This window comes from Flavobacterium sp. LM4 (assembly GCF_002017935.1).
GTDB classification, from domain to species: Bacteria; Bacteroidota; Bacteroidia; order Flavobacteriales; family Flavobacteriaceae; genus Flavobacterium; species Flavobacterium chungangense.
The window spans coordinates 2524109-2545739 of record NZ_MUFW01000001.1; the positions used below are offsets into that span (position 1 = coordinate 2524109).

22 protein-coding genes are annotated in these 21631 nt (G+C 33.0%); 8 read left to right on the forward strand and 14 right to left on the reverse strand.

Annotated elements, in window-relative coordinates; genetic code table 11:
* The first annotated feature begins 231 nt into the window (after window positions 1-231).
* Window positions 232-495: an RNA polymerase sigma factor gene (locus BXU10_RS11305; RefSeq protein WP_180908268.1), complete on the forward strand. Its 264-nt coding sequence runs from the start codon at window positions 232-234 to the stop codon at window positions 493-495.
* Window positions 496-740: 245 nt separating this feature from the next.
* Here the strand turns inward: BXU10_RS11305 and BXU10_RS11310 are convergent, their stop codons facing one another.
* From BXU10_RS11310 to BXU10_RS11320, 3 genes are read right to left on the reverse strand one after another with little or no spacing between them, the layout of a single operon-like run.
* Window positions 741-1259: a hypothetical protein gene (locus BXU10_RS11310; protein ID WP_078227416.1), complete on the reverse strand. Its 519-nt coding sequence runs from the start codon at window positions 1257-1259 to the stop codon at window positions 741-743.
* Window positions 1237-1704, reverse strand: a complete 468-nt coding sequence (locus tag BXU10_RS11315) for a hypothetical protein (protein WP_078227417.1) — start codon at window positions 1702-1704, stop codon at window positions 1237-1239. Before BXU10_RS11315 ends, BXU10_RS11310 begins: the two co-directional genes overlap by 23 nt.
* A 7-nt stretch (window positions 1705-1711) precedes the next feature.
* Window positions 1712-2173: a hypothetical protein gene (locus tag BXU10_RS11320; protein ID WP_078227418.1), complete on the reverse strand. Its 462-nt coding sequence runs from the start codon at window positions 2171-2173 to the stop codon at window positions 1712-1714.
* 246 nt (window positions 2174-2419) lie between these two features.
* Between BXU10_RS11320 and BXU10_RS11325 the strand changes: the two genes are divergently transcribed.
* From BXU10_RS11325 to BXU10_RS11335, 3 genes are all read left to right on the forward strand, one after another.
* Window positions 2420-4447: a sensor histidine kinase gene (locus tag BXU10_RS11325; RefSeq protein ID WP_078227419.1), complete on the forward strand. Its 2028-nt coding sequence runs from the start codon at window positions 2420-2422 to the stop codon at window positions 4445-4447.
* On the forward strand, window positions 4444-5187 hold the full coding sequence (locus BXU10_RS11330) for a LytTR family DNA-binding domain-containing protein (RefSeq protein WP_078227420.1): 744 nt from the start codon (window positions 4444-4446) through the stop codon (window positions 5185-5187). The genes BXU10_RS11325 and BXU10_RS11330 overlap by 4 nt, the downstream gene beginning before the upstream one ends.
* Window positions 5188-5317: 130 nt before the next feature.
* Window positions 5318-5647 (forward strand): DUF4870 domain-containing protein, encoded by a 330-nt coding sequence (locus tag BXU10_RS11335; RefSeq protein WP_031454617.1) that lies wholly within the window; start codon window positions 5318-5320, stop codon window positions 5645-5647.
* A 224-nt stretch (window positions 5648-5871) separates the two neighbouring features.
* Here the strand turns inward: BXU10_RS11335 and BXU10_RS11340 are convergent, their stop codons facing one another.
* The 3 genes from BXU10_RS11340 to BXU10_RS11350 are packed head-to-tail and all read right to left on the reverse strand — an operon-like array spanning window position 5872 to window position 7616.
* A complete protein-coding gene (locus BXU10_RS11340; RefSeq protein WP_078227421.1) occupies window positions 5872-6618 on the reverse strand; it encodes a hypothetical protein in 747 nt (248 codons plus the stop codon).
* A 26-nt stretch (window positions 6619-6644) separates the two neighbouring features.
* Entirely contained in the window at window positions 6645-7124 is a 480-nt protein-coding gene (locus tag BXU10_RS11345) for a DinB family protein (RefSeq protein WP_189328081.1), read from the reverse strand.
* 27 nt (window positions 7125-7151) lie between these two features.
* Entirely contained in the window at window positions 7152-7616 is a 465-nt protein-coding gene (locus tag BXU10_RS11350; protein ID WP_078227422.1) for a DUF962 domain-containing protein, read from the reverse strand.
* A 160-nt stretch (window positions 7617-7776) separates the two neighbouring features.
* On the opposite strand from BXU10_RS11350, the gene BXU10_RS11355 reads away from it, so the two are divergent.
* Window positions 7777-8322 carry a DUF4494 domain-containing protein gene (locus BXU10_RS11355; protein WP_031454621.1) on the forward strand — a complete coding sequence of 182 codons (546 nt, stop codon included), beginning with the start codon at window positions 7777-7779 and terminating at the stop codon, window positions 8320-8322.
* 644 nt (window positions 8323-8966) lie between these two features.
* Here BXU10_RS11355 and BXU10_RS11360 read toward each other — a convergent pair.
* The 6 genes from BXU10_RS11360 to BXU10_RS11385 all read right to left on the reverse strand — a co-directional run bounded on the left by BXU10_RS11360 (window position 8967) and on the right by BXU10_RS11385 (window position 14419).
* Window positions 8967-10196: a TMEM143 family protein gene (locus tag BXU10_RS11360; protein WP_078227423.1), complete on the reverse strand. Its 1230-nt coding sequence runs from the start codon at window positions 10194-10196 to the stop codon at window positions 8967-8969.
* 198 nt (window positions 10197-10394) lie between these two features.
* Window positions 10395-11657 carry a hypothetical protein gene (locus BXU10_RS11365; RefSeq protein ID WP_078227424.1) on the reverse strand — a complete coding sequence of 421 codons (1263 nt, stop codon included), beginning with the start codon at window positions 11655-11657 and terminating at the stop codon, window positions 10395-10397.
* A gap of 2 nt (window positions 11658-11659) precedes the next feature.
* On the reverse strand, window positions 11660-12040 hold the full coding sequence (locus BXU10_RS11370; RefSeq protein ID WP_078227425.1) for a hypothetical protein: 381 nt from the start codon (window positions 12038-12040) through the stop codon (window positions 11660-11662).
* Between the two features lie 177 nt (window positions 12041-12217).
* Window positions 12218-12472, reverse strand: coding sequence for a hypothetical protein (locus BXU10_RS11375; protein WP_123921980.1), 255 nt, complete (start codon window positions 12470-12472; stop codon window positions 12218-12220).
* Between the two features lie 178 nt (window positions 12473-12650).
* Complete coding sequence (locus BXU10_RS11380) at window positions 12651-13364, reverse strand: LytTR family DNA-binding domain-containing protein (protein WP_078227427.1); 714 nt, start codon at window positions 13362-13364, stop codon at window positions 12651-12653.
* Window positions 13337-14419, reverse strand: coding sequence for a sensor histidine kinase (locus BXU10_RS11385; protein ID WP_223255419.1), 1083 nt, complete (start codon window positions 14417-14419; stop codon window positions 13337-13339). Before BXU10_RS11385 ends, BXU10_RS11380 begins: the two co-directional genes overlap by 28 nt.
* Before the next feature lie 75 nt (window positions 14420-14494).
* Between BXU10_RS11385 and BXU10_RS11390 the strand changes: the two genes are divergently transcribed.
* From BXU10_RS11390 to BXU10_RS11400, 3 genes are all read left to right on the forward strand, one after another.
* Entirely contained in the window at window positions 14495-15487 is a 993-nt protein-coding gene (locus tag BXU10_RS11390) for a hypothetical protein (RefSeq protein WP_078227429.1), read from the forward strand.
* Between the two features lie 30 nt (window positions 15488-15517).
* Window positions 15518-15730, forward strand: a complete 213-nt coding sequence (locus tag BXU10_RS11395) for a hypothetical protein (protein WP_078227430.1) — start codon at window positions 15518-15520, stop codon at window positions 15728-15730.
* Window positions 15731-15858: 128 nt separating this feature from the next.
* Window positions 15859-17391 (forward strand): SulP family inorganic anion transporter, encoded by a 1533-nt coding sequence (locus BXU10_RS11400; RefSeq protein ID WP_078227431.1) that lies wholly within the window; start codon window positions 15859-15861, stop codon window positions 17389-17391.
* A 28-nt stretch (window positions 17392-17419) separates the two neighbouring features.
* On the opposite strand, the gene BXU10_RS11405 is transcribed toward BXU10_RS11400, so the two are convergent.
* Both BXU10_RS11405 and groL read right to left on the reverse strand, forming a co-directional pair.
* Window positions 17420-19792 carry a hypothetical protein gene (locus BXU10_RS11405; protein WP_123921981.1) on the reverse strand — a complete coding sequence of 791 codons (2373 nt, stop codon included), beginning with the start codon at window positions 19790-19792 and terminating at the stop codon, window positions 17420-17422.
* A 202-nt stretch (window positions 19793-19994) separates the two neighbouring features.
* A complete protein-coding gene (groL, locus tag BXU10_RS11410; RefSeq protein ID WP_078227433.1) occupies window positions 19995-21623 on the reverse strand; it encodes a chaperonin GroEL in 1629 nt (542 codons plus the stop codon).
* Between the last annotated feature and the right edge of the window lie 8 nt (window positions 21624-21631).

Sequence of the window (21631 nt, forward strand, 5' to 3'; positions counted from 1 at the left end):
AGTTTTTCTGATTTGTCCTTTTTTGTTTTAGATGTAAATTATTGTTTCTTAATTATTGGTTGTAATTTTTGGTACTTAAATCTTTTAAACATAAACTTTAAAGTATATAAAAAAAGCAATGATGTGTGTTCCATGTAAATTAAGGATTTTAGCTTCCCTTGTTTTTTTAGGCTAACAGATCCTCTAATACTTTCCAGATTGTATTTTTTTTCTGAAAATAATGAACAATTCGTGAAAAGCTTTTCTGGATTATCCGAAATATTAGTGAAACTAAAAAAAGGAGATGCTTCAGCCTACAAAATACTTTTTGATCAGTATTATGATATACTTTGTGTCTATTCTGTGAGATATTGTGACTCCTATGATATGGCGCAAGACATAGTGCAGGATATATTCGTTGACTTTTGGAATGAAAAACGTTATCTGAAAATTGAGGATTCGCTGGGTGCTTATTTGCATAGAGCTGTCAGAAACAATAGTGTAGTAGAAATGTGAAAACATTCTAAATTGTATGCCTCCTTAAACAATGCTTTGGATAATAATAAAGAAATTCTTATTCCTGCTTTTGTCGCTTCTTTTATATTATTTTTAACAGGTATTGGTTTACTCTATTATCTACCAATTGGTAATTCGAAAAAGCAATCGTAAGCGTACTGTCTATGTAAACTATTCTGTTTAATTAAATACTCATTTTTAATATTAATTTCCTCAGTTTTATTGATTGTCTTTTTTGGCACATTCTAATTTGTTAAACCCTGAGCAGAGTCAATCATTTTGTTAATTCTGATCAGTATTTGTTCTTCATATATTTCCTGCTTCGCATCGCTTTTTTTTCCAGAACTGAAATTTTCACTTATCGCATAACTTTTTACAAAATGACTTTTTTTTGCACCAAGGCTATAATGCCAGCTGCCCATTTCGGAACTGACAAAGATCACAGCTTCTTCCAGTTTCATGATTTTTTTCTTTTCAGAAACAGGACTCATTCTGTAAACTGAGTTAGCTCTCAGATCAAAAGTATAGCTAATTTTTGCTCTTATCAGAATATCGTATAAACTATGAATAACACCATAGGCTAATAAAAAGTAAAGGGCAAAAAATAAAGTTTCATCCAGTATTTCTCTAAATAATGGCAATAGAATTGCTGCCGTAAAAATCCCTGCTAAAAACCATGATGATAATTTCTGGAGTGGTTTTACAGGCTGAAATGAAAACGAATTTGAGTTTTCTTCAATATTATATTTTTCCCGTATGTTCATTCTTGTCAAGTATTTCGTCTATTTCGTTTGCCAGATTCTGCATTGCTCTTGTGGTAAAGCCCTGAGCAATCAAGTGCGTTTTTTCTTTTCCGTCTTTTAAATAATTGATATTTAGAGAAGTGTTGATAGTAATAAAATATTGCTTCATTCTTATCAGTTCAAAATTTTGAAAATCTTTCAGGGCAATAGGAACAGGTTTCCCAATTAGTCCTACTTTGATGATGATTTCCTGTGTGTCTAAATCTATAATAACCTGTTTTGACCAAATAGATATAACAGCACAAACAGACAAAACACCAAATATCCAGAACATAGCCATATTGTCGATCCAAATTCCGCCTATTGCAAAAGCAGCAAGGCCTGTGCTGATCATTATAGAAAAGCCATATTCACGTTTCATGACATATTTATTGCCCTCTTTTATAAAATATTTTAGCTGCGTCATGGGGAACTTATTCTATGGTTACACCGTCTATAATTAAAGAACGGCAATTCAGTGAAAAATATGAACTCGAATAATCGCCGTTTAGCTGATCGCTTAAGGCATCTAATGTTGCACCTTTAAATTCAAATTTTCTCGATGGCGTTTTCCCGTAAGTATCAGTCATAGTCAGTTCACCGTCGATTCCGTTTTTATTTTTAGCAAAAGCGCTTAATAAAGCAATATTTTGTTTTTCAAAATCAATTGCCAGATAATGATTTTTTGAATCTGTTTTGTCTAACGAATCTTTTGATGGCAAAGTTGAGTTTCTCGTAAACGAAACTGTTGCAGAGCGAACAGCTGCTGTAATAGTTTTATTTCCATCTTTTACGGTGATTTCAATTTTTGTACGTTTTTCGTCAGTTTGACCGTAGCTGATTAGAGTAAAAAAGCAGAAAAAGATAAACAGTAGTGAAAGGATTTTCTTATTCATGATAGTATTGATTTTAAAATAATTTAACAGAACAAGATTACTCCATACAAAAACCAATAGCAATTGCGAATTGGTAAATGGAATGTTTAGATTTTTATTTGGTTAATTCTAAAATATATCAGGAAACTGGCAGTTTTTGGTCTCCAATTAAGTATTTTTAATCAGCTTTTTATCATTTAAAAACCATGATGAAATGTTTGGTAAGTCTAATCACAATTTGTACTTTGGCGACAATTACCATTATTTATGCTTCAAATTTTTACATCTGATTTCAAAAAAACGAGAAAAATTCACTGCCCTTTTTTGGTGTTATTTTGCTTTTTATTGACAATCGCAATGCAGGCGCAAAGTGTCTCTGCTGTCGAAAAAATGGCGAGTCAGGGTTATGCCAGACGTTTTTCTGATACTGTAGCTTCTCTTAAAATCCAGCAACAGGCTCTTAGTTTGGCAATAAAAAATAAGAACAAAGAAGATGAAGTGATTTGTTATTCGTATTTGGCATTAACACAGAGGCGTCTGTTGCATTTAAAACAGTTTTTGCATTATGCAGATACCGCTTATTACCTTTCGCAGAAAATAAATAAAGTTAGGGCAAAAGCATATGCGGCTGGGGCAATGGGGTCTTTAAAATCGTATATCGATGATAAGCCTCAGGCACTTGAGTATTCTCTGGAAGCCTATAAATTGTTTTCTAAAATAAAGGCACACGATCAATGTGCCAAAATTGCTTCAGATATCTCGTACCTTTTTTCACCTGCATCACCTCCAAAAGTCGAAAAATATGCGAGAGAAGCAATGGTTCATGCTGCAAAATCCGGAGATGCTGAAAGCGAGTTGTATGCAAGATTAGCTTTTGGAAGTTTTTTGACCGATAAACTCGAAACCGGAGGGATAGCAGATTGGGAAGCTGCCATGGATTTTTTTAAGGAGACAGTTTCTTTGGCAGAAAAAAAATCAGATCAAATTGTGAGTAAAAGCAACATCGGAGTTGCCTATATCAATCTTGCTGATCTTTATACCAAAAGCCCACAGCCAATTGAAGAAAAGGCTTTTCTGAAAAACCTCGAAAAAGCCACTGCAATTGCCAAAAAATACAATGTAAAAATTATCTATAGAAGTGCGATTGGACTTCAGGGATATTATTTTACCCAAAAAGGCGATTATATAAAAGCAGAACTTCTTTTTATTGACGGAATCAATTATCAAAAAAGCCTTCCGTATACTGATAATTATCTGTTAGCTACATTTTACAGCTCTTTAAAAGATGTTTCGGTAAAGCGAAAAGATTTTCAGGCCTACTATGGTTATGATACGCTTTATGCAAAATACAATCAGTTAAAATACAACGAGTCGACACAGTCAAAACTCCAAAATGCTGAGGCCAGATATGAATCTTCCAAAAAAGCAGAACGTATTAAACAACTGGAACTCGAAAACGAATTACAACAGAAAAATAAGCTGTTGGGTTATGCCATTGCAGGAGTTTTACTGATAGGACTAATATTTATGTTCAGGTCTTATTACTACCGTCAGCGTTATTATCAGAACAGAGAAGATTTTTTAAAGCAGGAACAAGCCAATAGCTATCTTAAAGTACAGTTGATGGAAAAAGAAACCATCGAAAACCTTTCGGCAAGATTATCATTAGAAAGACGATTGCTGCGCTCGCAAATGGATCCGCATTTTATTTTTAATGCCTTAGGGAACATCCAAAGTATGATTTTGCAAAAAGATACTATTCCGGCCGTTTCTTATCTCAATAAATTTGCAAAACTCACCAGACAGGTTTTAGAACAATCACGCAAAGAAACCATTTCTCTTGAAGAAGAAATCAATACCTTAAAGAATTACATCGAACTGCAGCAGCTACGTCTAAACAATGGTTTTGACTATGTAATTGAATGCGACGATGCTGTTGAAACAGATGTTTTAATTCCACCCTTATTGATTCAGCCTTTTGTGGAAAATGCTGTCGAACATGGCTTAAAACCACAGGAGAATAATGTACGCGGACGAATCGAAATTTATTTTAAAGAAGATGAGAACGGGCAAAGCTTAATCTGTACAATTAAGGATAACGGAATAGGGCTGGCAGCTTCGGGAAAATTAAAAATCAACGATGCACATCAATCTTTATCCACAACTATCACAGAGGAACGGTTGACAAAAATGCAAAAAGAGAATCCCGATGCCGGTTTTACAGTAAAAGAAAGAGATCCGGAAACTGAGGGGCAGGGTTGTATCGTAATTATAAATATTCCAATACTACAATGATATACAAAACAATAATTATTGAAGACGAACACCGATTAAGAGAAGCCTTGTCGATTATGCTGGAAATGGTTGCCGGGGACAGTATTCAGATTATCGGATATGCTGAAAGCGTTGATGAAGCCAAAAAGGTAATAGACAGACTCAAGCCTGATCTGGTTTTTATGGATATAATGCTCAAAGACGGAACCGGTTTTGAGGTCCTGCAGCAAATTTCGTTTAATGCTTTTCATCTCATCTTTACTACGGCCTATGAACAGCATGCCATCAACGCATTCAAATACAGCGCTGTTGATTATTTGCTAAAACCTATAGATCCGCAGGAACTAAAAACCGCAATTGAACGTATTGCCATTTTGCAGGAAAGGGTTCTGGAAAAACAGCAAATCACCGAATTGCAGACCAATCTTTCTAAAACGCCTGACAGACTTGTTTTGCCAACTCAGGAAGCAATGTATGTTGTGAAATTAGAACAAATTTTAAGATGTGAAACTTCGGGCTCCTACACCACTTTTTTCCTAACCGATGGCCGAAAAATCATGGTCTCCAAACCGCTAAAAAATTATGAGGATATTCTGGTCCCGCCAGTTTTTTTTCGGGTACATCAGTCACATCTTATCAATGTAAATGCCATTTTGAGCTATTCCCGCGAAGGAATGATTCACATGAATGACAAATCGGTTGTGCCAATTTCGAGAGCAAAAAAGGAGCAATTTTTCAAACTGATGAAAGACGAAATTTAATTTTACAACAGCGATTTACAGTATATAAATTTAACTACGGCAAATACCAACCAAAAGCTACCCATGACAAAGTGGTGGTTTCACATTCGTTTCATTGTATCTATTTTTGGTCCAACTAATAATTAGAACAATGAATAATAAAACCTTATCAATCCTGAGCTACATCACCATTATTGGTTGGATCATAGCCTTCGTAAAAAGCAAAGACATAACGCCAAAAAGCGATCTTGTAACGTATCATCTTAAGCAGGGCTTCGGAATTTTTCTATTTTCTTTCGCAGTAAATATTATACTTTCTGTAGTTGTGTTCACGGTTACGTCGCTTTATTTTCTTAACTACATTGGTTACGCCATTTTTATTCTGTGGATTTTCGGAATAATCAATGCAGCCAACGAACAAAAGAAACCAATTCCGGTTATCGGAAAAATATTTGAAGACAAATTTAGTTTCATAAACTAAAATTTAATTTTTACCTTTTGTTGCATTTTAATTTTGGATAGAAATATTATCCCAATGCGTTCAGAAATACAAATTGGGATAATTTCTAATAGAAAAAAGTGCTTTTACAATTTTAGAAGCTTAATCCGGCCATTCGCTATATCTTTTATGGCGAACCCCGCCACAAAAGGATGCCACTGCTGTCCGGTCTAGGGCTTTAGTTTTCAGTAGAAGAAAAGAATAATTTACTCCTCAAAAACTTTTTCGGTACTCACAGAATTATTTTCCTGATACAATTTTTGCCCAATAACACCTTTATCACCTAAAGCCCGTCCTTTGATTAACCATGCAATTCCAAAAGTAAAAAGCGAAAGTGATTCAAAAACCAAAGTCGAATAAGGAAAAAGATAAAATTTTTCCGCTACAGGTACCATGATAATAAATATCAATATCGAATAGCCGCAAAATCGGTAAATGTTGTTTTCATTCAGGACACTTTTAGGAGTTTGAATTTCTTTTTCCTGACGAATTGTAAAAACATTGATAGCCAGTAAAGCGAATATTAAAAACAATAAAGCCGCAAATCCATAGTGAAGCCAGCCAATCCATTTTTCATTAAGCGGAATAAGGCTGTACATTTTATCGGATATAATATCAGGATTTGTAGGAAATAAAGCTACTCCTAAAGCCATAACTCCTGCAATATTAGTTAATAAGTTGTCGTTTTTCCAGACTGAAATATTGCCACGACCTTTATAACAAATCAAAAATAAACCTACTGCACATAAAGCTCCGGTAAAAATTTCCCTTAGATTCGTATAATAATAATGACTTATCGAATGTTGAACAGGAGTTTCGAAAAAAGAAATAAAAGACAAAACAACTAACAGTATCGGCAGGCTAATTCCCAGATAACCAATCGCACGTCGAATTCTTCGATAAGTAAAAATATCATAATTTTCAATTTTCACTTCCTGATTGTTTATTTTCATGGTAATGATTATTTTGGGTATAGAAATTACCGCATTATATCAGTGTCAACAGGAGTATAGCCTAAATGCCTGCTTAAGGATAAAATTTGCCCTTTGTGATGATATTCGTGAGTAATAACATGAGTAAAAACCTTAAACGGTTTTGCTGAATTTTTGATGTTTTGTACTTCATATACTATTTCATCTTCAAAATCATCCATTTTTGTGATAAATTCCAACATGAAATTATCTACATCATCAAACAGTCTAATAACGTCTTGTATTGTTTTAAAGTTTTCGTATTCAGCATAGATTACATTTTTTTTCAAAACAATATTCGCTATCCAGTATTCGTAAGTGTTTGCAACATGAACTAACAGATTTCTAATGCTTCCTCCACGGCCAAATGAAGTATTTTGATTAACAAAATCTTCATTTGAAATTGTTTTACAAAATTCAAACAATATCCCACGGGATTCTTTTATGAATTCATATTGCTCTTTAGAGTATATAGCTATAAATTTCATAACGTAATATTAAATTTAGTTGAGAAGTTATTTCTTAGAAAACAAATTCTCCACAACCCATGCCGGACCAATCATTAAAAACTGGATATCTTTAAGGAAAGAAGGCTTTTTGCCTTCAATATTATGACCATAAAATTGCCCAATCCAGGCAATAACAAACACACCTATTGAAAATATCCACAGGGGCAATAACTGTGCGATATAATAATTGGCAATCAGACAAAGTGCTGAAAAAACAGCAATCTTAAGAGCCATAACGATTGATAATCTGATATAGAAAATAAGTACAAAAAGTAAAACCACAAAAGCCCAATTTTCAATAATTGGAGCATTTAATTTTAAAGTATTTGAGATAAGCCCGGCCGGGATACTCATTAATAATCCTACTATAGAAAAGTAAATTGCCGGAACACATATATAATGTATCGCTTTGTTCTTTGGATTTTGGTGGCTCACTGCATATTCTTCAAACCATTGTTCTAATGTTCTCATTTTTCAGGGTTTAGGTGAATATCAAAGCTATTAAATATTTTTGAGTTTGTTGTAAATTTCGTTAAAAATTCTGGATTTCAAAATTGTGAATATCTATTTTACGAAAAGACGATTTTATTTCCGTTAAAATCTATCTTTGGCTTCCTTAAAAAAAACAAAGATGAGTGCAATTTGGTATGAGTGCAAGGTAAAATATAGAAAAACGGATGATATTGGATCACAAAAGGTTACAACAGAACCTTATTTGGTAGACGCAATATCCTACACGGAAGCTGAAAGCAGAATTAATGAAGAAATGAAGGCGTATGTAAGTGAAGAATTTAAAATCACGAATATAAAAGTGGCAAATTATGCAGAAATTCATCCTTTCGAAAATGCAGACCGTTGGTTTAAATCGAAAGTATCATTAATAGCTTTTGATGAAGAAACTGGAAAAGAACGCAAAACAAACATGTATTTGTTAGTACAGGCCAATGATGTAAAAGAAGCATATGATAACACCGTTTCAGTAATGAAAAACACGATGGGCGATTATACAATTCCGGCTATTTCAGAGTCACCAATTATGGATGTTTTTCCTTATTTCAGTGGTGAAGAAGAAGAGTTGGAGCAATTAGAAAGATTCAATGCCCTCAAAGCTTCTAAGCCAGAATTGGTTGCTGTGGGAGAAACGGCAGAGGATTTTACTGAAGCAGAAACAGATTAATTATCAATGAGATAATTAGTCATAAAACAAAAAAGAGAACTTATGGTTCTCTTTTTTGTTTTAAATAATTTGGTAAGCACTTTATTTATTTTATAGTAAAAATTTGTATGAATTTATTCTTGACAAGAACCCTCTTAAGAACAAGTTTTTCTTTTCTCAAAAGCGTACAATCCTATAGCAACGCCTTTGAGGTTTTGAAGGACAGATGTTAAAGTTCATTTTGCAAAAGCAAGACAATAATAGCGGCAACAACAAATGAAATCCATAAGACTAGAAGTATTTTTGTCGTTATATGTTTTGTTTTTTTATAGCTTGTATGAGACATCTCTTTTCTCGATTTTAATGATTTGTAATTTTAACTTTTGATTGAAAACGACTTCAAAAAAAATAAAACTAACTGATTTTGTTAAATTTATTAATAAGGTCAATATTACGAGTTAAATCGATTAACTACAAAATAAACCGATAAAATACTTTTTTTAAAAAAAATAAACAGGATTTTACTTTAATAATAGGTTGAAAACACTGAGGTTTTGCTTGATACGGGTATAGAATTTCAACTAAAAAAAGCAAAAAAACACACAACTAGTATGTTGTGCTTTTGTGATAGAGAATTTTACTTGTGATTTTTGGAAGCAGGAAAGTTATTTTTGGTTATAATCAAAAGCTTCATCCCATAATTTATCAATTTTAATCAGAGCTTTGTCGAGCGGAATAACCTCCCATTTAGTATTGGTTTCAATTCCAAGACCAATGTTTTTTAGTTTTAATAAAGCATCTTTTACATCAAAATCAAGGTTTGTGTTTAGTTTAGTTTTAAACCATGATTCTATTTGATTATCAATTTCTTCTGCTGTTAACGGAATTTTACTTTCGTGTAAAAAGGTATAGGCTAAAATAGTTTCCTTAAGTACTTCTTCTTCAGATGAATTTAACAGCGAATAAAAAGCACCGCTGTTGTTTCCCAGATTTTTAAAATATAGGCTGTCCGAAAGCATTTTAGAATATCTAATTTTTTTATTTACAAAATTGTTGTATTGGCGAAAACAATAAGCAGATAAAATTCCCAATGCAATTAATCCCTGATTTAAAGAAGTTTTACTGTTTAGTATATCAATAGCTTCACCTGTTTGATAGGCATCATACATATTGATCAAAGCCGGAATTACTTTTGCACTTAATAGTGACACTCCACCAAAAACTCCTGGTATCCAAAGAAGTAATTTATCGGTAGTAGACATTCTTGGAATTGCATTTGGAAAAATGGTTTCAAGATCGTTTTTAGGGACACGTTTAAATATTTTCAAAACGATCGATCCCGGATCTACAGGCATCTTTCCTAATTTTACTTTTTTCTTCTTAAGATAATCGGCTTCATTATAATTTAGATAAATCATAACGCGATCATAATATTCAATCTCTATTTCTTTTTTCCAGAAAATATGTTTAGTAATTTTTTCTTTCACTTTGTGATGACCGCGAACATACAGTTCATATTCTTTAAAAGCATTAAGGTCTATTGAAAGTTTTAAACCAATCAAATCCGAATCTTTAAAAGCTTTGTCCAATGCTTCTTGCTCAACGCGGCGATAGTTGCCATGATCTAAAACTTTAAGAAGTGTTTCTTTAAAGATCGAAAAATCACTCTTGCCTACAAATCCTTCACGTTCTTTCTCACTTAAATCCGGATCAAATAAAGCATAGTTTTGTTTTAGATTTCGATTAAGATTAAAAGCTTCATAATGATAGTAATGTTCGATGATATCGAATAATTTTTTAAAATCTTCTGCTTTTTTTTGATCTTCTGCAAAAGCAGCTATTTGTTGATCGAGTAAGAATTCCTTGTTAAAAGGAATGTAATGTTCTCGTGTCATATGAATTTGGATACTTTAATCTTAGTAGTATTTTCTTAAACGCAAAAATACCACTCGAAATTTGATTTTAAGTGGTAATTGTATTAAAGTTTAGTTATTGTTTAAAAGAGAATGATCTGATTGAGAATTTATCTGCTTTTATTTTAATGGAATGGTAAAAAATGAAATTTATAGTATAATATTTACTAAATATATTAATTACCTATTATTGCCAAATCCTACTACAAGACCCAAAGCAGCTATTAAATTGCCATCCTTAGTTGTTGTTCCATCGTAATTACGTCCAAAAGAAAATGTTAGTTTCTGATTTTTTAATATGGCATAATCTGCGTTTGCTATAAATCTCCAGGAAGAATTAATAGAATCCTGTGACAAGGCACTTCGGTAGATTGCCTCGATACTGCAATTAAATTTAGACTGAGATTTTCCAAAAATATATCTAATTCCTGTATCAAGAGTAGAAATATTATCAATTTCATTAACCTGATTATCCAATGCGAAAATTTTATCAGGATTATACAGATATCTTATTAACCCTAATAAAGACCCGGTTTTTTCCCAAGTATATCCAAAAGTGGTCCATATTCCCGTATTGTAAACTTTTGAGTTATTAAAATTTTTGTTCCTGAATTCGGCACTGATACCGCCCGCAATATCCCACGTAAAGTTTACTCTGGCCAGTTGAAATTTGCCTGCCAATTCTTTTACCTTGGAATCTATTTTAGTAAATTGTTCTGCATCTTTATTATCATCCAGGAGAATTTCTATTTTTGCACCAATAACGGAGTCTAATTTGCTTGCTTTTTTTAGTAATAATTCACCAAGTAATAGATTATCCTTTGATTCATCTTTAGTATCGAATCCTGCAAAAATATTTTTTCTTGCTTGTTTCAGACTATCAATTTCCTGAGGAAGATTATCATATACCTTAGTTTGGTTTTTCTTCATCAGCGTAAGTTTTTCCTGCTGCAGTATTGCAATTTTCCTTAATTGACTTACCGTTGTACTGTCATAATTTCCCCGATAGATTGAAAATCGGAAACCCATGGCGCCGTATGTACTTTCAGGATTGAAATTATTCGAAACCGAGTCTGTGTTCTTAACTGCAAAAGATAATACCAAAGTCTGTTTTAAAACTTTTTTGCCATAAGAATTGCTAAGACCTTTAGTAGAAATATCTCCTAAACTATTTTTTTTGAACAGCCAGTACGGTGCAATATCAATAGCGTAGTTAGATGGTAATTGCGAAAATGAATTGGTCGCTGTTTGAAGGGATGTCATAAAAGCTGAAACATCTGTAGGTTTATCAATATCACTTTGTGAAAAACCTAATAAGTTTGAAACCGGAGAAATAGGCGCCTTTAATAAATCAAATTCCTGACTGTTGTCTTTTTGCTGTGCCACCAGTATAAAATTGGTCAGCAAGATGGATACAAAAATAATTTTTAGGGCTATTTTCATGATCAAGAATTTGAAGGGTTAAAAAACTCAATATTGCAATAATAATCTGCTGAATCTCCGTCACTATCAACCATTTTATATAAAGGATAGTTTCGGGTTAAGAAACCGCCGGACAACTTTATATTTAACGAAGTTACATTGGTTTCCTTAGAAGTATCAGTGATCGTTGCCTGTATTTTAAGACTTTTTCCGTGCAGCAATTTATTTTCCTGAATGGCTGTTTTAGGCAAATTGCCAATATGATTAGCAACAATGTCTTCTTTGTCTAAAGCAATACTCAAAGTTGAGGTCTGTCCCTGATCCCCAACGATTATTTCGATTGAAACTATTCGATTGGAATCATTAATTAAATAAAGCGTATCAAGCGTAGTTTTAGCAGCCATGATTTATGGAATTAAAGTTACAGTAAAAGTAAGTTTAAAATTACAATGTTGGATGAGGGCAAATATTGTTTTTTAACAAGTTATGAGTCAGTAGATTTTGATTTGTAAGGAATAAAAAAGCCTGCATAAACTTAAAGAGGTTTGCACAGTTTTTAGTGTAAAATCTTCGAAAAACCTTTAATTAATTAAAAATAATAAACCGGATACGCCGCTAATAATTGCGAAATAAAACCAAAACTGCAAATTAACTTTTATTCTTTCATTGCTTTTTTCAATATTCATTAAATAAATAGTTTGCTTTTCCAGCAATTCCCGATCATTAAAATCTTTTAAAGAACTTGTTGTCAATAATTTTTGTTGGTTCAAAAAATCTTTTTCTTTTTCAGTTGTTGAATACATATAGTTTTTTAAGTTAGTTAATTTTAAAAACAAAAATCTGTAATTATAAATTTGAATCTTTACGTAAATCCATAATCTCCTAAAAAATTATTCCCAGACAATTATACCACAAAATAAACCCTAATCCCCAAGTATAAATACCCGTTCTCGTGTAAACACTAAAAACAAAAAAGCCCAACCATAAAAGTTGAGCTTTTCAAAAATTATCTAATTATCTAATTGGCAAATTGTTCAATAAAATCTGATATTTCCTTCCTACAGGAACAACTTCACCATTAAGCATAGTAATATTTTTAAAAGTGACAGCAGTAATTTTATTCACATTTACAATAAAAGAGCGATGTACTTGTAAAAAGTTAGAGCACTCAATTTCTGAAGCAATGTTGGAAAGTGAACCGTAAATGATAACAGGCGATTTAAGTCTGGTGCTGTAGAGTTTCATGTAGTTACCCAGGCTTTCGATATAAATAATATCTTCGAGTGGCATGTCTGTCATTTGTCCGTTTATACGATAGGAGAATGTTTTTACGTTGGTATTGATTTCTTTTTTAAGGCTGTTTCCAGAAAAATAAGTTTTGGCTTTTTCTATGGCCTTGGCAAATTTTTCAGGCGAAATAGGTTTTAAAAGATAATCAATCGCATCATTTTGGTAAGCCGAAAGCGCAAAATCAGAATACGCAGTTGTAACAATAGTGAGTGGTCTGTTGGGTTGTAATTCCATTAATTCTACACCCGAAATAATAGGCATATTGATATCCAGAAAAATAATATCGTATTGATTGGCATTAAGCATTTTAATAGCCTCCATACCATTAAAAGCACTGCCGGAATGTTCCAGTTCATCAAATTTTGAGATATGCGAAATCAGTGCTTTGTGTGCAGGCGATTCGTCATCAATTATGAGACAGCGGTAGGTAATTGCCATATACTTAATTTTACAACAAACATATTTTTCTCTTTTTTACAGCTCAAATGGTGTTTTAAACCATATACTTTCAAACGCCTTTTAAGGTTTTCAATTCCAATTCCGGTGCCCGAAAGCCGTGATGATTCCAGATAATTGTTCTTTAAAGTAAAAGTCAAATTTCGACATTTTACCTTTAAGTCCAGTTTAATAAAAGGTTCTGTAGTTTCGGCAGAGAATTTTACGGCATTTTCTACCAGTGGCAAAAAGAACAATGGCGGAATCTCGGTCAGATCATAAACACCTTCGATGTTTTGGGTTACAGACAATCTTTCATTTCTAAAAGTGTAATATTCAATGTATTTTTTTATGAAAGCAATTTCTTCTTCAATTAAAACATAATCTTTTTTTGTCGCTTCAATCTGATACCGAAGCATATCCGAAAGGTTCAGGATTCGGTCAGGAACTTTGTCCGGTTCTGCCAATGCTTCCCCGTAAAGATTATTCATGGCATTCAATAGAAAATGGGGATTCAATTGTTGTTTTAAAAACAAAAGCTCCGACTTAAAATTCATGATGTCTTTGTCTGTCTGTGTGATTTTTTTAGTAATAAAGATGTGTACAAAATAGAAAAGAGTACCATTTATAATAAGTGACAATATTTGAAGGGTTTTTAAGTTTCCTAATCCGACTTCGGGGAAAAACCAGGTCATACAATAATAAAAACCTGTCCAGTAAACGACAAGAAGCGTAAAAAAAAGCTTGAACTTTTTACGGAATAAAAAAGGTTTGATAATAAAAAGATTAAAGCAGGTTATCCAGACAATGGTTGGAAAATAACCAACAGCAATTTTACTGAGGATATAAGTCCAGTCATGACCGTCAAGTTTTACTTCATCGTAGATACAAGCCAGAATAATCAGATATACGAGCGTATTTACGAAGAGATTGCGTAGAAAAAAGTTTTGATAAATTTTTGCAATTGTCATAACGGCAAAAATACTATAATAGTATAGTTTATAACTGTTTGTGATAGGTAAATTATACAAACGCCATTCGTATAAAACATACGCCACTGGTATAAAATTGTGATTGAAATCAGGATAACTAGATTATTTTTGATTCGGATTTAATATCATAAGACAGTTTTCATGAAATCAAAAATCATTTCGTTAATCGTTGTATTTACATCTTTGCAAACAATAGCCCAGGAAAAAGAACCTGATATGAAAACGTTTGGCAAAGTTATAATTGATAAGTTTCCCAGTACAAGAACTTTTGATATTCAATATGAGCAATTAGGACCATCAAATTACAATTCGGAATTATTAGGGAACAAATTTGAAAGGGGCAGAATTGAAAATCATAGCCGGTTTAAAGCAGCGTTTAATTTGCCTTTTTATGCTTCAAAATCCAAACAGTTTGTTTTGACGACTTCATTGCGGTATAAATATGAAAGTTATGATTTTGGAAAAATTTATAATTACAGTACAGATCAAACGTATACCCGTGACAATCGAAATACGCAATATTGGGCAGGAGGATTAAGCGCAACCTACATGTCTTCGCTCTTTCACAAACCGGTTATTTACAATGCTACTGCTACTGTTGATGGGAACGAAGATGATTTTCAGCGTCTAAAAGGTTTCGTTTCGGTAGTTTTGGTGCTTAAAAAAACACCTTCTACTACAATTACTGCAGGAGCTTTAGCATTATTAGATCCGTCATCGATAATTCCCGTTACGCCGCTTTTTTCGATGAATCATAAGTTTAAAAATTCAAAGTGGGATATGGATTTTATTCTGCCTCAGCGAATTTTGTTTAGAAGAGAATTGCTCGAAGACGGCAGAATTTCTTTTGGAACAGAATTAAATTCTGAAAACTTTTATCTCACTTTAGACACTGCCAATCTGAAAGGTGTCTATGAACTTAACCAGCTGGAGTTAAAATCCGGAATTACGTATGAATATAGTTTTTCGCCCAAAATAATCGCATTTGTAAAAGGAGGTGTTAATCATGTGTTGACCACCCGAATTACCGAAAAAGGGGAACGAACGAACCAATATGTTTATGATCAGAAAGAAGATACTCAGGGGTATTTTAGATTTGGAATTTCATATAATCTTTTTAATAAAAAACAGTAGTTCTTAGATTTATAATTTAAATTAATGATTATGGAAGTCGAAATTTTTAAAACAAATGTTCAGGAAGAGGCAGATAAAAATCATGTCATGACTGTTATCCAGACTCAGTTTCCTTCTTATAAAATCAATTTTGATTTAGAAGACTGCGATAAAATATTAAGGGTTGAAGGGGATGAACTGCAACCTGAAAATATTGTAGAATATGTAAATCATCTGGGATACGTTTGTGTTCCTTTAGAATAAAAAATATGATCAGCTTTATTTTTTCTTGTATTATGTTGTTGTTGGAGCAGTTATAAGTACAGAAGTTCCTTTTTGTAGAGAAAGGTTTTATTGATTTTAGGCACATTATTTTTTTAAATTTGTGCCCTATGAAAAAAGCATTCCAACTCTTCGATTTTACTCAAAAAGTCAATTACAAAAATGAAATTTTAGCCGGTTTAACTGTAGCTATGACGATGATTCCGGAATCGTTGTCGTTTGCTATTTTGGCCGGATTTCCGCCTTTAGTTGGATTATATGCTGCTTTTATTGCTGGCCTGGTAACGGCAATATTTGGTGGAAGACCCGGAATGATTTCAGGTGGAGCAGGAGCGACAGTAATCGTTTTGATTGCTTTAATGAAATCGCACGGAATTGAATATGTTTTTGCAGCTGTAGCATTAGGAGGTGTTGTCCAGATCGGCATTGGACTTTTTAAACTCGGAAAATTCATTCGCTTAGTCCCTCAGCCTGTCATGTTTGGTTTTGTAAATGGTTTGGCGGTTGTGATTTTTATGTCGCAACTAGAACAGTTTAAAACAATTGTAAATGGTCAGGTTTCCTGGCTTCAGGGAACTCCTTTATATATTATGCTTGGTTTGGTTGCTTTAACAATTGCGATTGTTTTAATTTTTCCGAAGATTACAAAAGCAGTTCCGGCTTCTTTAGTAGCCATTATGGTAGTTTTTGCTTTGGTAATTGTTTTTAATATCGAAACCAAAACGGTTGAAGATATAGCATCAGTTCAGGGCGGATTTCCTCCGTTTCATATCCCTGATATTCCACTTTCTTTTGAAACTTTAAAAGTGATATTTCCGTATTCGGTAATTGTGTCGGCTGTTGGTTTGACAGAAGGTTTGCTTACGCTGAATTTAGTTGATGAAATTACCGGAACACGTGGAAATAGTAACAGAGAATGTATAGCTCAGGGAAGTTCGAACATCTTAAACGGTTTTTTCTACGGAATGGGAGGCTGCCCAATGATTGCGCAGACTTTAGTAAATCTTGGTGCAGGTTCCAGAGCAAGACTTTCCGGAATTATAGCTGCTTTGAACATTTTAATTATCATACTTTTTGGAGCTCCTATAATTGGAAAACTGCCAATGGCTGCTTTGGTTGGCGTTATGATGATGGTTGCCATTACAACTTTTGAATGGGCAAGTTTCAGGATTATAAACAAAATGCCAAAACATGATATTTTTGTTGGAATTCTGGTTGCTGTAATTACAATTGTATTGCACAATCTGGCTTTGGCAGTTTTAATAGGTGTTATTATTTCAGCTTTGGTTTTTGCCTGGGAAAGTGCCAAAAGAATTCGTGCACGTCATTTTATTGATGAAGCAGGAGTGAAGCATTATGAAATCTATGGACCGTTATTTTTCGGCTCAATAACTACTTTTCTTGAAAAATTTGATATTCAAAACGATCCGGATCATGTTATAATAGATTTTAAAGAAAGCCGTGTTGCAGATATGTCGGCAATTGAAGCTTTAAATAATCTGACAAAAAAATACAATCAGTTAAATAAACTAGTCGAACTACAACATTTAAGCGAAGACTGCAGTCAATTGCTGAAAAATGCCGATGCAGTTATTAATGTAAATGTAATTGAAGATCCTACCTACAAAGTGGTTTCATCATAAAAACTAAGTTCTAATAATCATGAGGAAATTATGAATTTCCTCCAATATGAATTTTTTTGACTTCTGAAATTAATTGTCCTTCTTCAGAAAATCCTTCAATTAAGACCTGAATTTCTTTTTGATTGTTTTTAGGAAATTTTATCTGATAGTCTAAGTGGTCGTCTTTTAAATCTATATCCGGAGACCAGTTTAAAGTGCCGAAATAATTAAACTCCTCCTGATTTTCAAATCTGCTATTTTTGTAATTAATGTTTTGAGCAAAACCCTTTGTTACTATGAACGTGGTAAACTTTGGTTTAAAATAATTACTTTTCTGTCCTTTTTTCATGTAAATTTTAATCGTACCATTCCCTACAGCTGAAACATCCGAACTGCCTGATTGATCAATATAAATTTCATCTATCTGATCTAAAGTAAGAGTTAACAATTGATTAAAATCAAAAGCTAAAATGTCATCAATATATACTGATGGAGAACTTGCTGAATCGCCCAGATATGCTCCTCTTGAGTTGCGAACATATACAGTATTATCATTTGGGTTGATGCCGGTATTGTATCCGTTTGATGTCAGGAAGCTCAAAACGGTTCTGTATTCTCCTTCTTTAATTTTAAAGGCTTTAGCAACAGGACTCATGCTGTTTTTGTGCGTTAAAATCTCTTTTTTGAAATTGTTTTTTATTGCGATTCCTTCCAGTTCAATAGCCTTGTCTTCTGGCTTTGGCGGAGCGAAATTAAAAACATTATCTGTAGTTTTTAATGCAGGGCAAGTAATTTTTTCGAATGAAGGTCCTAAAATAAATCGGGGTTCGTCTCTGGAAACTCGGGCTTCTATCTTAGTAAATATTGTAGAATTTTTCTCATTTATCATTTGTACAGCTAATACCGTAGAATCCTGCGCATAAAAATGTTCAAACTTAAAATCATTATGCTCATCTATACTAGCTTCATCAAATAAATTATCTTTTAAGGATATAAGAGAAATTTTGTTCTTCGAATTGGGTTTTAGTTCTTTCTCTACTTTACCGCTAACAGTAACCCCTTTTTCAAATTGATAATTTATTTTTGGCGGATCAGATTTAATATTTTCCCAGAGAAATTTGCCCTTATTTTGATTAAACATTAAGAGTTCCAGGTCTTGTTTTCGATTCTTGTTGTCCGGATCATAATAAGGATACGTATTTGTTTCGGGTTTTTCTAAATACGCATTCAGGTAAAAGGTACCTGAAATCGATTTTTTTTTATTCATACAAACACTCTTTTCAGGAAGTATGCTGATACTTAAATGAGCCTTATTGACTTCTGTCTTTCCGGATAAAATAATACTGTCATTTGATGTTGCTTTTGCTTCCAGAGTTGTTATGGGAGTAATATCATTCTCGATGTACACAAGTCGCTCAGTAACTTCATTCAAATCTTCATCCAGTACTCTAATGGTGTTTACTCCATTTGATAAATTTTTTTTATCAAAAAAGCAAGGCTGTTCTGTTTTATTATTATTGAAAGTAATTTCTTGTTGCATAAAATTGCCATCTTGTTCAATAAGCAAAATGAATTTTTTATTTTGGTATAACTGAAGACCTTTTTCATTGGTTTTAAGAACAACAAGCAAATTGTTTTTTGCCAGATTATTATTGTAACTCAAAATAATCCCGGTTTCAGCGATTTTGCCCAATGGCTGTGATATGTTTAATTTTTCAGAGTTTATTTTGAGCGTATATTTTTCTTTTAAATCCGCTTTTAAATAAAAAACGCCATTTCCCATTGAGTTGGTTTGAAAATGTGCAACCTCATTTGATTTAGAATCCAAAATAACTCCGTTTATTATTTCAAGGCCTTTCTTATTACAATCTTTAATTTTAATTCCAACTGTATTAATGATGCCGTCTATTATATTACCACCTTCCGGAAATAAACTTATTTCTGCCGTTTTCCAGTTAGGTTCATTAGCTTCAAAAACATAGGGATTGTTTTTACTTATAATTTCAACTGTTTGGTTAAAAGAATCATCTTCCTTAAAATTATTCATCCAGTTAGTATAAAAATGGAAGTTATATTTACCGGGTTTAAATTTCTCGTTCAAATGAATTCCGCCCTTAAAAGTGCCATTCTCTGTAAAAAGTAATTGCTTTTGAATTATTTGCTGCTGATCATTATAGACTACCAATTCAACGTTTGTAGTGTTGTTGTTTGGAATATTGTTGTTTTTGCTGAATAGATATCCTTTAAAAGCGATATCTTCATTGTTTATGTAAATATTTTTGTTGAATTGTACATGGATAATTTCCCTGTCATAATGAAAATAAGTATCGATATATTCCTTTATTTTTTCCGAATTATTAGCAGTTTGAGAAAAGGATTGCAAACAGAATAACAAACTAAAAAATCTGGGAAATAGTTTCATACAAAGAAATGTTTAAGCTAAATTATATGTTGAATAAATCAGCACATAAATTTAATTGCAATAACAATCTGTTGTAGTTAACGCATTCTTAATGTTTTGTTTAAAACATCAAAATTTTTATCATGATAAGATTAAAAAATAAAAGCTAAAAAAAATCCGTTTACCAAAAGTAAACGGATTTATATATAGTTGGAAAGGGTTCTTACATCATTCCCGGCATTCCGCCACCCATTGGCATTCCACCACCGTTTTCTTCTTTAATATCAATTAATGCACATTCTGTAGTAAGGATCATTCCGGCAACAGAAGCAGCATTTTCTAATGCCACACGAGTTACTTTTTTAGGATCTATAATTCCTGCTTTAAGCATGTCTACGTATTCGTCAGTTTTGGCATTGTATCCAAAATCACCAGAACCTTCACCAACTTTTGCCACAACTACAGAGCCCTCAAGACCTGCATTTTCAACAATAGTTCTTAACGGAGATTCAACAGCGCGAGATACAATCTGAATTCCTGTTGCCTCATCAGCGTTATCCGCTTTAAGGTCTGCCAAAGCAGCTTTTGCTCTTAATAAAGCAACACCACCACCGGCAACAATTCCTTCTTCAACAGCAGCACGAGTCGCGTGTAAAGCGTCATCAACTCTGTCTTTTTTCTCTTTCATTTCAACTTCAGAAGCTGCACCTACGTAAAGAACTGCAACACCACCAGATAATTTTGCTAGACGTTCCTGCAATTTTTCTTTATCGTAATCAGATGTTGTAGTTTCTATCTGACCTTTAATCTGGTTTATACGATTTTTTAATAACTCAGAATCATTATCACCACTTACTATAGTGGTGTTGTCCTTGTCAATGCTAATTTTTTTTGCTGTTCCTAATAATTCAATAGTAGCATTTTCTAGAGTGTAACCTCTCTCTTCAGAAATTACAGTTCCGCCTGTTAAAATAGCGATATCTTCTAACATTGCTTTTCTTCTGTCTCCAAAACCTGGAGCTTTTACAGCAGCAATTTTAAGAGCTCCTCTTAATTTATTTACTACAAGGGTAGAAAGAGCTTCTCCGTCAACATCTTCAGCAATAATCAATAATGGTTTCCCTGATTGGGCAACTGGCTCTAAAACGGGAAGTAATTCTTTTAAAGAAGATACTTTTTTGTCGTATAATAAGATGTATGGATTTTCAAGTTCAACTTCCATTTTCTCAGGATTTGTTACGAAGTAAGGGGAAAGATATCCTCGGTCAAATTGCATTCCACGAACAACATCTACATATGTTTCAGTACCTTTGGCTTCTTCTACGGTTTTAACACCTTCTTTACCTACTTTATCAAATGCTTCAGCAATTAAATCTCCGATTATTTCATCATTGTTTGCAGAGATAGATGCAATTTGTTTAATTTTTTCGGTATTTGTTCCAACTTGTGTAGATTGTTTAGCCAGGTCAGCAACAATTGCCAATACAGCTTTATCAATACCACGTTTCAAATCCATTGGATTTGCGCCTGCAGCAACGTTTTTCAAACCTTCTTTTACGATAGCCTGAGCTAAAACTGTAGCAGTTGTAGTTCCGTCACCCGCTAAATCATTGGTTTTAGAAGCAACTTCTTTAACCATTTGCGCGCCCATGTTTTCTAATGGGTCTTTTAATTCGATTTCTTTTGCAACAGAAACACCATCTTTAGTAACAGTTGGTCCACCAAATGATTTTCCGATAATTACGTTACGACCTTTTGGTCCAAGGGTTACTTTTACAGCATTTGCCAATGCATCAACACCACGTTTTAATCCGTCACGTGCTTCAATATCAAATTTTATATCTTTTGCCATTTTTTTTT

Bases quoted from the DNA above. Each gene is read 5' to 3' on its own strand.
- BXU10_RS11345 (WP_189328081.1), bottom strand. From the start codon at position 7,124: ATGAAATTTATAGCTATATACTCTAAAGAGCAATATGAATTCATAAAA.
- BXU10_RS11360 (WP_078227423.1), bottom strand. From the start codon at position 10,196: ATGACACGAGAACATTACATTCCTTTTAACAAGGAATTCTTACTCGAT.
- BXU10_RS11380 (WP_078227427.1), bottom strand. From the start codon at position 13,364: ATGGCAATTACCTACCGCTGTCTCATAATTGATGACGAATCGCCTGCA.
- BXU10_RS11350 (WP_078227422.1), bottom strand. From the start codon at position 7,616: ATGAGAACATTAGAACAATGGTTTGAAGAATATGCAGTGAGCCACCAA.
- BXU10_RS11330 (WP_078227420.1), top strand. From the start codon at position 4,444: ATGATATACAAAACAATAATTATTGAAGACGAACACCGATTAAGAGAA.
- BXU10_RS11335 (WP_031454617.1), top strand. From the start codon at position 5,318: ATGAATAATAAAACCTTATCAATCCTGAGCTACATCACCATTATTGGT.
- BXU10_RS11370 (WP_078227425.1), bottom strand. From the start codon at position 12,040: ATGGCTGCTAAAACTACGCTTGATACGCTTTATTTAATTAATGATTCC.
- BXU10_RS11400 (WP_078227431.1), top strand. From the start codon at position 15,859: ATGAAAAAAGCATTCCAACTCTTCGATTTTACTCAAAAAGTCAATTAC.
- BXU10_RS11390 (WP_078227429.1), top strand. From the start codon at position 14,495: ATGAAATCAAAAATCATTTCGTTAATCGTTGTATTTACATCTTTGCAA.
- BXU10_RS11365 (WP_078227424.1), bottom strand. From the start codon at position 11,657: ATGAAAATAGCCCTAAAAATTATTTTTGTATCCATCTTGCTGACCAAT.
- BXU10_RS11325 (WP_078227419.1), top strand. From the start codon at position 2,420: ATGCTTCAAATTTTTACATCTGATTTCAAAAAAACGAGAAAAATTCAC.
- BXU10_RS11355 (WP_031454621.1), top strand. From the start codon at position 7,777: ATGAGTGCAATTTGGTATGAGTGCAAGGTAAAATATAGAAAAACGGAT.
- BXU10_RS11405 (WP_123921981.1), bottom strand. From the start codon at position 19,792: ATGAAACTATTTCCCAGATTTTTTAGTTTGTTATTCTGTTTGCAATCC.
- BXU10_RS11395 (WP_078227430.1), top strand. From the start codon at position 15,518: ATGGAAGTCGAAATTTTTAAAACAAATGTTCAGGAAGAGGCAGATAAA.
- BXU10_RS11315 (WP_078227417.1), bottom strand. From the start codon at position 1,704: ATGACGCAGCTAAAATATTTTATAAAAGAGGGCAATAAATATGTCATG.
- BXU10_RS11320 (WP_078227418.1), bottom strand. From the start codon at position 2,173: ATGAATAAGAAAATCCTTTCACTACTGTTTATCTTTTTCTGCTTTTTT.
- BXU10_RS11340 (WP_078227421.1), bottom strand. From the start codon at position 6,618: ATGAAAATAAACAATCAGGAAGTGAAAATTGAAAATTATGATATTTTT.
- groL (WP_078227433.1), bottom strand. From the start codon at position 21,623: ATGGCAAAAGATATAAAATTTGATATTGAAGCACGTGACGGATTAAAA.
- BXU10_RS11310 (WP_078227416.1), bottom strand. From the start codon at position 1,259: ATGAACATACGGGAAAAATATAATATTGAAGAAAACTCAAATTCGTTT.